The 14,030-nt window shown below is 37.8% G+C and carries 12 protein-coding genes; 9 read left to right on the top strand and 3 right to left on the bottom strand.

Annotated elements, in window-relative coordinates; translation table 11 throughout:
* Positions 1-426 precede the first annotated feature (426 nt).
* The 5 genes from AC4CUY_RS15925 (at position 427) to AC4CUY_RS15905 (ending at position 4,068) form a co-directional block, all read left to right on the top strand.
* Entirely contained in the window at positions 427-1,293 is an 867-nt protein-coding gene (locus tag AC4CUY_RS15925; protein ID WP_336951991.1) for a metal-dependent hydrolase, read from the top strand.
* A gap of 25 nt (positions 1,294-1,318) precedes the next feature.
* Positions 1,319-1,756, top strand: a complete 438-nt coding sequence (locus tag AC4CUY_RS15920) for a PaaI family thioesterase (RefSeq protein ID WP_419359810.1) — start codon at positions 1,319-1,321, stop codon at positions 1,754-1,756.
* A gap of 170 nt (positions 1,757-1,926) precedes the next feature.
* Positions 1,927-2,607 carry a glutathione S-transferase family protein gene (locus tag AC4CUY_RS15915; RefSeq protein ID WP_419329003.1) on the top strand — a complete coding sequence of 227 codons (681 nt, stop codon included), beginning with the start codon at positions 1,927-1,929 and terminating at the stop codon, positions 2,605-2,607.
* Positions 2,604-3,377, top strand: a complete 774-nt coding sequence (locus tag AC4CUY_RS15910; protein WP_419329001.1) for an SDR family NAD(P)-dependent oxidoreductase — start codon at positions 2,604-2,606, stop codon at positions 3,375-3,377. Before AC4CUY_RS15915 ends, AC4CUY_RS15910 begins: the two co-directional genes overlap by 4 nt.
* 1 nt (position 3,378) lies before the next feature.
* Positions 3,379-4,068, top strand: a complete 690-nt coding sequence (locus AC4CUY_RS15905) for a Rossmann-fold NAD(P)-binding domain-containing protein (protein WP_336951986.1) — start codon at positions 3,379-3,381, stop codon at positions 4,066-4,068.
* Between the two features lie 68 nt (positions 4,069-4,136).
* On the opposite strand, the gene AC4CUY_RS15900 is transcribed toward AC4CUY_RS15905, so the two are convergent.
* Positions 4,137-5,033: a LysR family transcriptional regulator gene (locus AC4CUY_RS15900; RefSeq protein ID WP_336951984.1), complete on the bottom strand. Its 897-nt coding sequence runs from the start codon at positions 5,031-5,033 to the stop codon at positions 4,137-4,139.
* A 123-nt stretch (positions 5,034-5,156) separates the two neighbouring features.
* On the opposite strand from AC4CUY_RS15900, the gene AC4CUY_RS15895 reads away from it, so the two are divergent.
* The gene (locus AC4CUY_RS15895; RefSeq protein ID WP_336951982.1) at positions 5,157-5,909 is read left to right on the top strand and encodes an SDR family oxidoreductase; all 753 of its coding nucleotides are present in this window, start codon (positions 5,157-5,159) and stop codon (positions 5,907-5,909) included.
* 124 nt (positions 5,910-6,033) lie between these two features.
* Here AC4CUY_RS15895 and dsdA read toward each other — a convergent pair whose 3' ends face one another.
* A complete protein-coding gene (gene dsdA / locus AC4CUY_RS15890; RefSeq protein ID WP_336951980.1) occupies positions 6,034-7,374 on the bottom strand; it encodes a D-serine ammonia-lyase in 1,341 nt (446 codons plus the stop codon).
* Positions 7,375-7,391: 17 nt separating this feature from the next.
* Complete coding sequence (gene dsdX / locus AC4CUY_RS15885; RefSeq protein WP_490774395.1) at positions 7,392-8,729, bottom strand: D-serine transporter DsdX; 1,338 nt, start codon at positions 8,727-8,729, stop codon at positions 7,392-7,394.
* 220 nt (positions 8,730-8,949) lie between these two features.
* On the opposite strand from dsdX, the gene dsdC reads away from it, so the two are divergent.
* The 3 genes from dsdC (at position 8,950) to AC4CUY_RS15870 (ending at position 13,779) form a co-directional block, all read left to right on the top strand.
* Positions 8,950-9,879 carry a DNA-binding transcriptional regulator DsdC gene (gene dsdC, locus AC4CUY_RS15880; protein ID WP_490774394.1) on the top strand — a complete coding sequence of 310 codons (930 nt, stop codon included), beginning with the start codon at positions 8,950-8,952 and terminating at the stop codon, positions 9,877-9,879.
* Between the two features lie 756 nt (positions 9,880-10,635).
* On the top strand, positions 10,636-12,906 hold the full coding sequence (locus tag AC4CUY_RS15875; RefSeq protein ID WP_490774393.1) for a TonB-dependent receptor domain-containing protein: 2,271 nt from the start codon (positions 10,636-10,638) through the stop codon (positions 12,904-12,906).
* A gap of 66 nt (positions 12,907-12,972) precedes the next feature.
* Entirely contained in the window at positions 12,973-13,779 is an 807-nt protein-coding gene (locus AC4CUY_RS15870; RefSeq protein ID WP_336951973.1) for a hypothetical protein, read from the top strand.
* The last annotated feature ends 251 nt before the right edge of the window (positions 13,780-14,030 follow it).

Genomic DNA, 14,030 nt, shown 5'->3' with positions numbered 1-14,030 from the left:
TGACAAATCATTGACATGGCAATAGCGTTAGAAATCGAGACAGAAATCCAGATAGAAATAGAAAATAAAATTGGAAAAGCTTAATCGGTTTTGATGGAGAGGTTAGAGGGGAATGTTTAATTTTAATTTGAACTGTTGTTGAAATCTAGATATCAATTCAGTATTTTTATTTTAAGTGGTTAATTTTATTGTTTATATTTTATGGGGTGCGTAATCATGCATCTGGTCAAAAAGTGATGGATGAAAACAGTTTTTAAGTTTTTTTACTTAGATCGATTGTCTTTATAGGAACAGGTCTGTCATTTAAGGACAACCTGAAGCTTTAACGTATTCACATCATTGACAAGATCAACATGGATCATTATTTTAACTCATCAAGTTCTTTTTTAGAACTTGTTATTTTAAGATAAATTCTTGAGGTGAACCATGTCTATATCAGCGGTGAAAGAAAAATCAAAGCAAAAAACACCTGCATCATTTCCAGTACGTCGTATGGATTATGAATTTCAGGATATGCCCAAGTATTGGTGTAATGACGAACCAACCTTTACCCATTACTTCACAGGTTTATCGACGCTTTTTCCTGAAGGTGAGTCGTACTTTGTCCGTTCAGTGCGCGCTTTGCGTGAAAAAATTAAAAACAATCCACAATTAGATCGTGATATTGGTGCCTTTATTGGACAAGAAGCCATGCACTCTAAAGAACATCATGCTTTTCATGTTAGTGCACAACAATATGGTTTAGATCCTGAATCTTTAGAAAAAGTCACAGGAATCATATTAAAAGCGATTGAGCGCACTTTCCCTAAGAAATGGAATCTCTTGGTGACTGTGGGTCTAGAACATTACACCGCAGTTTTGGTGGTAGAAATGATGAAAAATGTCAATGAGTTAATGACCGATACTACCATTCGTAATTTATGGTTATGGCACAGTGTAGAAGAAACTGAACATAAGGCCGTGGCTTATGACATGTATGAATATTTATATGGCAAGGGCTTAGATGCCTACATTCCTCGCGTAGCGATTTTTACATTTAGTCTTGTGCTGATCACGCTATTTTCTAATGTATATCAAGTGGTGTTGATGTCGAGAGATAAACAATTATTAAACTTTAAGTCTTGGACTAAGTTTGCTGGGTTTACAGTGCAAGCCTATCGTAAGCTGGTACCGCAATTTTTCTCTTATTATCAGTTTGATTTTCATCCGAATGATACCGATGAATCTGAAATTGTTGCACAAACTAAAGTAAAAATTGGTTTATCCCCTGAACAATCAACATTTATTCAATAAATATTTATCAAAATAGGAAATAGTGATGAACCCACTCAATATGACGGGTCTGGAAATTATGCAAGCATTCCAAAAAGGACTGGTGCCAGCGCCTGGTATTGCAAAAACTATGGGAATGGAGGAAGTAGGAGACGTTGAATACGGTCGCATTGTATTTATCGCAATTGCGGATGAACGTCATAGCAATCCATTGGGTGGGGTACATGGTGGTTTTGCCGCAACTGTACTTGATTCGGCTACAGGTTGTGCCACCCATACAGTATTAGCTGCGGGTGAAGGTTATGGAACCACAGATCTGGCGATAAAAATGTGCCGGCCGATGCCGTTTAATAAAAAGCTGATTGCAGAAGGAAAAGTGATTAACGTGGGGAAAAATTTAGTTATATCTGAAGGTTATCTTCGAGATGAAGATGGAAAATTGTATGCACATGCCACAGCAACCAATATGATCATCCGTCGTTGAAAGACTCTGTTTCTGCATCATGGATTTGAACCAGAATTTTTGGATCATGGCTTTTAATTCAGGTTTTTTGATTTATCGCCTTTGAATCAGGTCTGTGATGTATTAAGCGTTGATCCTGTGATGTCGCTCTTCAAATGTCAATCGACCCAAAGTTAAGCTGAGAATATAAAATGAATCCAGTTGTATTACATCAATGGGAAATTTCACCGTTTTGCCAAAAAGTTGCCAGAATGTTGCAATTTAAAGGGATTGCTTATCGGACTGTGGATTATAACGGTGTACTGGGTGCAAAGGTGCCAATGCTCAGTAAAGCAGGCAAGGTTCCGGTACTAGATATTGATGGTCAACGTATTCAGGACAGTACACGTATTGCGCGTTATCTAGATGAGGCTTACCCAGCTTTACCACGGTTATATCCTATTGATCCCTTACAAAAGGCTTATGTTGAACTTTGGGAAGATTGGTCAGACGAGTTGTTATATTTCTATGAAATGCACTTTCGTGTGAATGATGCTGATGCCTTAGATTATGCGGTTGAAATGAGTGCAAAAGGTCGCCCCAAACATGAAATATATTTGTTGAAACCTTTGCTCAAAGCAACATTAAACCTGCAACTTAAAATGCAGGGTACAGGTCGCATGACCAAGCAGGATATTGAGGCAGAATTTCTTCGTCATTTAGAACGTATCGAATTGGTATTGGCTCAAACAGGATGGTTGGTTGGCGAGGTTAAAACACTGGCTGATATTGCGGTTGGTTCGCAGCTTTTAGAGATTGTCCGCACAAGTAAGATTTGGGGCGCTAAAATTAAAGCTTATCCTTCTATTGCTCAATGGATTGACTTGCTATGAACAAGCAGAATGCAACATCTCAAAATATAGCAACACTACCATGTGTGGTTGTTATGGGCGTAGGGGCTGAACAAGGAATTGGGGCAGCAGTTTGTCACCGTTTTGCTCAAGAAAAATTAAAAGTACATGTTGTGGGGCGTACTTTAGTGAAAGTGCAAGCCGTAGCTGATTCAATCAATGCGCAGGGTGGGCATGCCGTAGCACATGCTTTGGATGCTGAAAATGAACAACAAGTACAGGCTTTTTTTGCAAAGAGGAATGCGCAAAAGGAGCATCTCGTCGCTGTTATTCATAATGTAGGAGGCAATATTCCCTCAATTTTTTTAAAGACTTCTCTTCAGTTTTTTACTCAAATGTGGCGTTCTACTTTTTTATCGGCTTTTTTAGTGTCACAACAGTCCTTAAAAATCTTTGAACAACAGCAATATGGCACGTTGATTTTTACTGGAGCAAGTGCATCTCTTCGTGGTAAACCTTTTTTTGCGGCATTTACTATGGGCAAATCCGCATTACGCACCTATGCACTGCATCTCGCCCAGATATATAAGCCTCAAAATATCCATGTTGCACATATTATTGTTGATGGCATGGTCAATGGTGATCGGGTCAATAAGGCTGTATTAGGTTTAGGACGCTTACTGAGACTAACACGAGGCACAGGTGGATTAAATATCGAAGCGATTGCTGAGAATTATTGGATGCTTTATCAACAAAATCGTGATTTATGGACCCATGAACTGGATTTACGTCCTTATCAGGAGAAATTCTAATATGTACAATTTAATTCCTCCATTGCTGAGAAAAAAATCCAAACTACAGGGCTGTATTGTTGTTATTGGCAATGAAACCCACTCGCTCAGCCAGCTTTTTGTGGATCAAGCACATAACAGGGCAATGCCTGTATATCAAGTTCAGCATGATCCTATGCAAACCAATCTAAAGATTGAGCAACAAGATTCAGGTCTAAAGCGGGTTCGTTTGAATCTGATCAATCCGACTGCTTTAAAAAACTTAGTGGGCTATATTCAACGCACAGGGCATTCAGTTAAACTGTGTATTTTCCAAGCTGATTTTTCAAAATCATTGTCGAATTCCGATGCTTCAGCCCAACAGATCGAACAACTTTGGCAAAACACTGGTTTGGCTGCGGTAAATATTTCCCAAGCGATCATTCGACAGATGCTGATTAAGTCACAAGGAACTTTGATCTTTCTAGGAACACAGCCCAACCTGATCGCTGAAAATAATGGCTTAACTCAGAGTATGTTTGCCAGTATTCGGGCATTGGCACAATCTTTGGCAAGAGAGTTTCATCCTAAAGGTATCCATATCACTTATTGTATGTTGGAAAGTTGGGATAGTCAGAATATTGCCTTGATGGATTCGGTTAAAAATATGTGTTGGCATCTTTATCACCAACCTGATTCAACTTGGAGTCAGGAATTGAGTGTTGGTGTATAAATGCTATGGGGATTAATGCGAGAGCGCGCTAGTTAATCATATCCATCCCAAGCAGCGTGATTCAAACTTCAAAGCAATCGATTATCCTGAAACAATCGTACAATCCATTCGATAAAAACTTTTTGTCGTGGTGAAACCAGTGTTTTTGATGGATAAAGTAAAGAAATAGGCAGGGATGGAACAGGATAGTCAGTTAAAATTTGACAAAGTGTGCCTTGTTCTAGCTCAGATAAATAACCATAACGTGGTGCTTGGATGATCCCAAAATGCTGTTTGGCTGCTGCTGCATAGGTATTTGCACCATTGACTTGAATCTTCAACGGCAACTCAAAAACCTGTGTTTTCTTGCCTGTCAGAAACTCAAGCGGCAGTGGCTTTTGTCGAGCAGATGAATAAAATCCGACCATAAAATGTGCTTGCAGATCTTCTAAGCGTTGTGGTGTGCCATATTTTTCTAAGTATTTTGGACTGGCTAAAGTCACTTGTTGAATATCGCCCAGATGCCTGACAATTAACTCACTGTTATTGAGCTGACCTATACGAATCACACAATCAATGCCTTCTTTTATCAGATCTACATAACGGTCGCTTTCGGTGAGTTGCAACTGTATCTGTGGAAACTCTGTTAAAAAATCATCTAATTTTGGCAGAATAAAATACGCAGCAAAAATACCATGAACTGCGATTTTTAAAGGCCCTTGAGGTTTTGCATCAAGAAAATCATGATCAGACTCATTGATATAACCTAAGATATATTTGCAACGCTCATAATAAATATGGCCTTCATCTGTTGCTTTTACCTGACGAGTGGTACGCAACAATAAGCGCGTATTGAGTTGGAATTCTAATTGTTTAATTGCATCAGTCAGCGTTGAGCGTGGCAGGTTTAAGATCTGCGCAGCTTTGGTAAAACTTTGTTGTTCTACCACATTGACGAAAGCAGACATTGCATTGAGTTTATCCATACGCCATTCCAATTGTTCGATTTATTCGGATAAAGATGTCAGATTTAACTAGATTATCTGGTTTTATCTGAACAGTATCATAGACGCGATTAGAGGTATATTTTATTCCATGAGGTCATCACCATGCATACAACAGATCAAACACAGCAAGAAAAAGTGATTTTAATTACAGGCGCTTCTCGCGGAATTGGTGCATTTACTGCCAGCTTATTGGCACAGCAAGGCCATAAAATCATTATTAATTATGCCAGTAATGATAAAGAGGCAGAGCATGTTTTGAGTAGTATTCAAGCGTTAGGCGGAACAGCGAGTTTATTTAAAGCCAACATCAGCCATTCTAATGAAGTGATTGCATTATTTGATTATGCAATTCAAACCTATGGTCGATTGGACGTGCTGATCAACAATGCAGGGATTTTGAAATTAAGTAAGATTGAACAATTAGACGATGAAAGTATTGATCAAGTTTTAGCAATTAATATTAAAGGCCCTTTATATACCATGCGTGAAGCTGCTAAGCGACTGCAAAAGGGCGGTAAAATTATTAATTTATCCAGCAGTGTGGTGGGAATGAAGCTCGAAACTTATGGTGTTTATACTGCATCAAAAGCTGCTATTGAATCCTTAACAGCTATTTTAGCCAAAGAGTTAAGAGGAAAAAATATTACGGTAAACGCAATTGCACCTGGGCCTACGGCAACTGAACTTTTTCTTGAAGGCAAAAGTGATGCATTGATTGCTCAGTTAAGCAAAGCTGCACCTTTAGAGCGTTTAGGCACTGTAGAAGATATTGCCGCAGTGTTGGATTTCGCCGTAAATGAAGCGAGTAATTGGGTCAATGCCCAAGTCCTTCGAGTCAATGGTGGGATCGTTTAATTCCAGATGGAAAATCCTGACTCAAGTCTTTAATGGGGGGCGATAGAGGATAATCACTTTATTTATCTGCTATCGCCCCAGATTCTGATGAGATCAAGGTCTGTGAGAATCAAGGCTATACAAATTATTTTTTATAGGCTTTCGCTTGGGTTAAATATTTTTCCATTTCTTCATCTGGAACCATTCCTCCTCCAGTCCCCCAGACAATATGATTAGCATTTTCCAATTGCTGTTGGCTAAAGTGATGTAGCGCGGCATAGTCTTGATGTTGATTGGTCAAAATTGGTCCAAGCATACCCGCCAACGCAGAAGGTTCTAATTTAAGCTGTTCTGCATCATTGAGCATGCCCAAGAGTACATACATGGTTTCATCAGTTAATGTATAAAAACCGTCTAATAACCTTTGCATGGCTCGACCAACAAAGCCAGATGCTCGCCCAACAGCGAGGCCATCAGCAGCGGTGATATTGTCTATACCCAGATCTTGAACTGAAATTTCATCATGTAAACCTGTTGCAACACCGAGTAACATACAAGGTGAATGGGTCGGCTCGGCAAAAATACAATGTACATGATCACCAAAGGCCATTTTTAAGCCAAATGCAACGCCACCGGGGCCACCGCCAACACCACAAGGTAAATAAACAAATAAAGGATGTTGTTGATCAACCAAAATATTTTTTTGTTCTAATTGTTGTTTTAAACGCTGCCCAGCAACTGCATAACCTAAGAATAAGGTTTGTGAGTTTTCATCATCGATAAAAAAGCAGTTTGGATTTTCTAATGCTGCCTTTCTGCCTTGTTCTACGGCAACACCATAATCTTCAGCATATTCAACTACTGTGACATTGTGCGCACGTAACTTATCTTTTTTCCATTGACGTGCATCTGCTGACATATGCACAGTCACATCAAAGCCTAATTTTGCACTCATGATACCAATAGAAAGGCCTAAATTTCCGGTAGAACCGACCGCAATACTGTATTGACTAAAAAACTGTTTAAACTCTGGACTATCCAGTTTTGCATAATCATCTTCAAGGTTTAAACGTTGTGCTTGAATCGCAAGCTTTTCAGCATGACAAAGTACCTCATAGATGCCACCACGGGCTTTAATTGAACCCGATATAGGAAGATGGCTGTCTTTTTTAAGCCATAATTGACCATGGATCGATTGTCCAAAATACTGTTCCAACTGTTGCTGCATTTGAGGAATCGCTGCCAGTTCGGACTCTATAATACCTTGAGATGCCGCTGTTTCTGGAAAGGCTTTCATCAAATAGGGTGCAAAGCGTGTCAAACGTGCACTGGCATCATCAATATCTTTTTGGTCCAACCCGACATAGGGCAGCCCTTCTACCAGTGAGGTAAAATTGGGATTAAACCACGCCACTTCTTTGAGTGCGATAAGGTCTTTAACAATCGGATATTGGGCAATCAGCTGATGAATCTGTTGAGCGTTCATAAAATACTCCTAAAGGCTTAAATAAAATGAGAAAGCAGGAAGGTGCAGCCCAATGCAGTGAGCGAGGCAAGGAAAGTTGCAGAGGTATAGTATTTAAAGGTTTCGTTTAATGTAGCACCACAGTATTGTTTGACTAACCAAAATAAAGAGTCTGTCACAATGGTAAAACCGATGGCACCTGAACCAATCGCAATCGCCATGATCTCGGGACTAATATTAGGGTAGAGCGTTAACATCGGTGCAACGATAGCGGTTGCACCCATCATTGCAACAGTTGCAGAGCCTACAGCTGCATGTAAAATCAGCGCAACCAACCACGCAAGTAAAATTGGATGCATATGCAAGTGGGAAAGCGTGACTGCCATTGAGTCAGCTAAACCACTGGCTTTTAAAATACTGTTAAATGCACCGCCAGCCCCAATGATGAATAGGATGTTGGCAATTGAAGAAAAAGAGTCTTCGGTGGCTTTTAATAAACTTCCCATCTGCATATTACGGCGTAGACCGAGGGTGTAGTAAGCAACAAATACCGCAATAAACATCGCGGTGATCGGATTGCCGATAAAGCCTAAAATGTGTGAAAGCTGAGTGGATGTATGATTATTTAATTCAGCCACAGTTTTGATTAACATTAACCCGATTGGAAGAAATACCGTAAATAAGGTGATTTTTAAAGAAGGTAAGTTGTGTTCTTCTTTTAAGGTAAGCTTTGAAAATTCGACAGGTACGGCTTTAAACGTTAAACGTTGACCAACTAATTTTAAAAACAATGGGCCACCGACTAGTGCGGCGGCTAAACCCACCATTAAGCCAAAAATAATTACAGTACCGACATCAGCCCCTAGTTTATTGGTGACATAAAGTGCTGCAGGGTGAGGCGGTACTACACAGTGTACAGCCATTAATGCGGTGCATAATGGAATCGCCAATTTAAACAAAGAGGTTTTGGTATGCTGCGCTATAGAAAAAGCCAAAGGAATTAATAAAACTACACCAACTTCTACAAATAAAGTGATACCACAAAATAGCCCAATCAGCACCATGACCACATCACTGGATATCCAATGACATCGTTGCAAAGACAGGGCGATACGTTCAGCAGCACCAGAGATTTCCATCATTTTGCCGAGAATAGTACCCAGTGCAATGACTGTGGCAAGGAAACCCAAGGTGCTTCCGATCCCATTTTCAATTGCATTGACCATATCCAGTAATGGCATTTTCATTGCTACACCGACAAAGAAACTTGCCAGAAGTAAAGCTAAAAAGGGATGCAGTTTAAATTTTAAAATAGTGAAAATAATTAACCCGATACTGGTTAATAATATACCGACATCCACGAAATTGGTTTCCATACCATATATCTCTGTGACAAAAGTTGTTCTTGGTCTATTGAAGTTAAACCAGAGAAATCCGTCAAACGATGATATTTGATCTACGGGTTAAAATAATTCACTTGAAAAATAAATCCTAAATAAATTTTGATTTTTAAATGATTTATACGTTATTTATATGGGCATAGGACAGCAAGAAGCATGTGATCAATCATTTTGTTTCAGCAAAAAGGAAAAACGCATGACCACCGCACATAAAAATCTAACTGGTTTTCAGCTCTCAAAACTGTATACATTTGAAGTTGCGGCAAGACATGAGTCTTTTGCACTCGCCGCTGAAGAACTGTCTTTAACCCCAAGTGCGGTAAGTCACCAAATTAATTTGTTAGAAAAAGAACTTAATATCAAACTGTTTTTACGTTTGCATCGTAAAGTAAAGTTAACCACTGAGGGACAGCGGATTTTAGCTGCTTTACAATTTTCATTAGACTCGTTAAATGTTGAAATTAAGGCACTGCAAAATCAGCAACTTGTCGGCTCACTCACGATTTATGCGAGACCATCGATTGCTCAGTGTTGGTTAGTGCCCCAATTGCCTGATTTCATCCAACGCTATCCATTGATCCAACTTTCAGTTTTAACGGGCAATGAGGATGTAAATTTTCAACGTAGCGGAATTGATATTGCGCTTTATTTTGACAATCAACCGTCTTTTCAGTTGAATTATCAGTATTTAATGGACGAATATATTATCCCAGTATGTAGTCCGGCATATGCTGAAAAATTTAACCTCTACGATCATCTAGACAACTTAAAAAACTGCACATTGCTGCATGACTGCCAAGCATGGAGTAACGGCACAGGCGCAGATGAATGGAACAGTTGGACGCAGCACTTTAATGTAAATATGGATCATTCTTCAGAGATGAGTTTTGACCGATCTGATCTGGCTTTAATAGCTGCTAAAAATCACTTGGGTATTACCATGGGGCGTAAAAAGCTCGTAGAAAAAGACTTAGAAAGTGGTGAGTTGGTAATGCCATTTAAAAATATGTATTTAAAATGCGATCAGCATTACTATATTACGTCATTGAAAAATAATGAATTACCTAAAGTTAAAGCATTTAGTGACTGGATAAAAGCACGAGCAAACTCAGAGATTGGATATTAATGAAAAAGCCTTGAATAAAAAATAACAAAATCAATTTTACGCTAAAACGTAAAAATTAATTTTTTGCTGTTAGAACTTTTATAAGACTTGATTATTATGGTTAATAGACTTCTTTCATAAGTCCTTTTTAAAACCATAAATCAACATAAAAGCGCCCTCATCCTAGCCTTCTCCCAAAGGGAGAAGGAACTTTCAATACCAATATGATTCACTCCACATGATCATTATTTGATTTATGAAAGATCTTTAATATTTGAGTGTTTATATTTTAATAACGCTAATCTAAATAAAAAATTGAACAAAGCTAAATATAACGAGAAATTAAAGAGATATAAAAAGGAAAGATGCTATAAGTTTTTATATTATAAAAATAGAATAATTGGGGTGGAAAAGCTAAACGGAAAATGACATTGTAAAACTATAAACAACAACAAAATATACGAATTCTAAGGCAATAAGATCATCCAAAAATACAGATTCTCACTTAAAATCATGTACAAATTTTGATAAAAGAGTTAATTTTTAATTATAAATATTTATTATTTTTCAATATCTTAATTATTTTTTTTGATGCTTTAAAATACATCTGGTAGTACTGTTATTGTAAATGATATTGTTATTGATTATTATTCTCATTTGATAGATTGTATGTGTATATTTGTAATCCATGTTTTGACTCCCGATTTGAACATATTGGATGAGTCTAAATATACACATTTAATGATGATTAATATCATTTAATAAGGTTTCTCCCTCATGAATTTAAACCCTGTTGCGCTATATAATATAGCCAAGTCTGATACTGTGGTTTTAAAACCACGTTATTTGTCATTATGTTTGCTTGCGTTAATGACAGCAAGCATCACTACGGTAGGCTATGCAGAAGAGAATAATTCCGAAAAGCGTAAATTGGAAAAGAATGAGAATGCTTTGACGACGATTACGGTCTATGCCGAATATAAAAATGATGCGCCTGTTTCTCGAACTTCAATCAACCGAGAAAACATGGATAAGACGGGCGTAACCGATATGGCCGGTATAGTGAAATATTTGCCTTTGGTCAATGCACCGTTTTCCGTTGGAGGGAGTGGAACATTTTTTGATGGTACTGGCACCAGTAGTTATAACATCCGTGGTATAGATGCAAATCGAATTGGCTTAGATGTAGATGGGATAGATTTAGCAGAGGCAACAGTAAGTACTTATATACCACCTAAAAGCATGAGCAAGCGCGGTGCTGGTCGGGATTATATTGAACCAGAGATGTTTACCAGTGTCGATATTGTTTCAGGAACAACTGATGTATCAACAGATGGTATTGGTGGTCGGGTTTCTTTTAAAAATAAATCACCAGAAGATTATTTGGTTGATGGTAAAACCGCCGCTGGAACATTAAAAGTAGGTTATAGCTCTGCGGACAGCGCATGGTTAAGTTCTGTGACAGGCGCTGTCGGCAATGATAATCTCAAAGCACTTGTGGCTTATGCACATCGTGAGGGGAGTGAAACCAAACCAAATTCAAAAACGGCAGCTTTTCCAGCAGATTGGACCTCGGATGCAGTGCTTACCCGATTATTGTGGAATCTATCTGACCAACACCAACTCAATTTTACTGCGGATTATTATAAGAAAAAGTCTGACACAGATAATATTGCAGCCGATTTATTCTCTAACTTTAAGAGCGATGCAAAACAACACCAAGATATAGATCGAACACAATTGAGTATTGATCATATTTATCGACCGAATGACTTTGTGCTCTTTGATACATTAAACAGTAAAATATGGTATCAGGAATCGAACAATGATACTGATACTTCATTTATGAATAGTGCGACAGTTGCACGTGATTTTTCAACCACTTATAAAGAGAAAAATACTGGTATAAAAATTGAAGCAAGCAAAGAACTTACTAACCAAAAGCTTAAATATGGCATGACAGCAGACAAGAAAGATTACGCAAGTACTAAATTAGATCTTCGTAATGGCGTTCCAATTACAAGCATATATCAAGGTAGTTATTTATTAAATTCTGAATTAAAACGTTACTCTGCTTATGTTGCTGATGATATCCGATTGGATGTATTGGGACGAGATTTAACTCTAACTCCAGCGATTCGTTTTGAACGTCAGGAGTTTAGACCTGAAATTACCTCTTATAGTGATATACAAGCCAAAGACTATAATTATGTTTCGCCAAGTTTTTCTGCAAGTTATCAGTTTACCCCAAATAATTATAGCTATTTAAAATATTCAAGAGGTAATCGTATTCCATCGCCAACTGAAATTGGCGGGATTTATCAAACAATGTTAGCTAATCCTGCTTATATTGTGGTGGGTAATTCGAACTTAAAAAAAGAAACCAGTGATGCTTTCGAAGTGGGTTTAAGAAACACCTCAATTGAAGGGATTAAATTTGATTTGACAGGTTTCTACAGCAAATATAAAGATTTTATCGACTACTTTAACTATGGCAATACGCCTCAATATCCTTTTGGCTATTATCGCGCAGAAAACTTAGCTAATGCACAGATCTGGGGTGGAGAGCTTTCAACACGAATTGACTTAGGTCAGTTTATTCAAAACTCAGATGGCTATAGTCTTGCACTTGTTGCAGGTAAAACCAAAGGCTCGGCAAAAAATAAAAATGGCGGAAAAAGTGGTGTAAATTCTGTTCAGCCAGAAAAAGGCAGCTTTACCTTTGCTTATGATGATCCAAATAAAGTCTTTGGCTTAGGCATGACCGCAACTGCTGTTGGTGGAAGGATGGCAACGCGAGATGTCAGTTCTTATCAGGATGATATCAAATATCAGAATGTGGCAGGTTATACCGTATTTGACTTATCCGCATATTGGAATGTGACCAAGTTTACCAAGCTGAACGTAGCATTGAATAACATCTTTGATAAGACCTATTGGGATTATGCTGCTGTGGGAACAATTACAGGAGCGAATCAGGCTAGTGTAATCGATCGTGCTGCTGAACCAGGACGTAATGTTGTGGCAAGTATTGAATTTAAATATTGATTTTTTAAATAGCACAATGGAAAGAATTTTTTAATTCAACAAATATTCACCTACAAGGAAACGAACATGAAAAAATTGGCGCTATGGATGACCAGTTTAACTGCAATGGCAACTGCTGGTTCAGCGATTGCTGAAACAGTAGATCAACCCAATGCTTATCAACAGGCATATGCATTGTATGTGCTTTACCATCCTAATAATAAAGAGCAGAACAGTAGCACCTTAATTAAACAATATACTCAGGACTATGCCGAATTGTTTAAGGCGAATAAAAAAGTCAATCAAGTGCAGTTTGTTCAATACGAGCAAGCTCGTTTAGAGCCATTACTTAAACAGCGCCGTGAAATGTCAGAAAAACAGGCGCATGTACGTTATGGTATTCTCGATAATAATAAAGACCAGAAACTGACTTTAAAGGAATTTCAGGAGACAGGTTTAAAAACCTTTAATGAGTTTGATAAAAACTTGGATGGTTTAGTAAATGCAGAAGATGCCAAATTAGCGGGCAATAGTAATGCAACACATGATGGATTCCGTGTGAAACTACCAATTTCAATGCCAATGCCTAGCAACATCAACGAATTTATTAGTCAATATGGTCAAGGGAAAAACTATGTAACGCTTGGAGATTATCTAACAGCGCGTGACAAACAATATTTTGCAACCGATGCGAATGGTGATCATATTGTCACTGAAAAGGAATATGTGGATGAGTTTATGCAACGTTTTGATGCCAATATTGCAACAGGTAAAGTCAAAATGCAGGAAACGGCAGCACAACAATTTCAAGTGATTGGTAAAGGTAAAACAACAATTCAAGCCAGTGATATTCAAAAATTTGCTAAAAATATAGATCAAGCGATTAGCAAATAAATTATAGTCAATACCTAATAAACAGTTTCTCGGTCATCTTGAGGATGATCGAGAAATTTTTTTATTTAAAAGTGATAAGTTTTTGATAAAATTATAATAATTTTGAATTAAATGTTCTTTTAGAATTACCATATGTCCCATTTGAGTATGTTGCGTAGTCTTATAAATGAGTTGGATAAATTAAAAAATTCAATTAAAAGGGCAAACTGAGCTCTCATTTTCTTTATTTTTTTGCTAAGATATTGCTAATA

The organism is Acinetobacter sp. 778_lipA, from assembly GCF_058242985.1.
The sequence above is the reverse complement of the archived record's forward strand: the minus strand, read 5'-3'. Positions and strand labels throughout refer to the sequence as shown.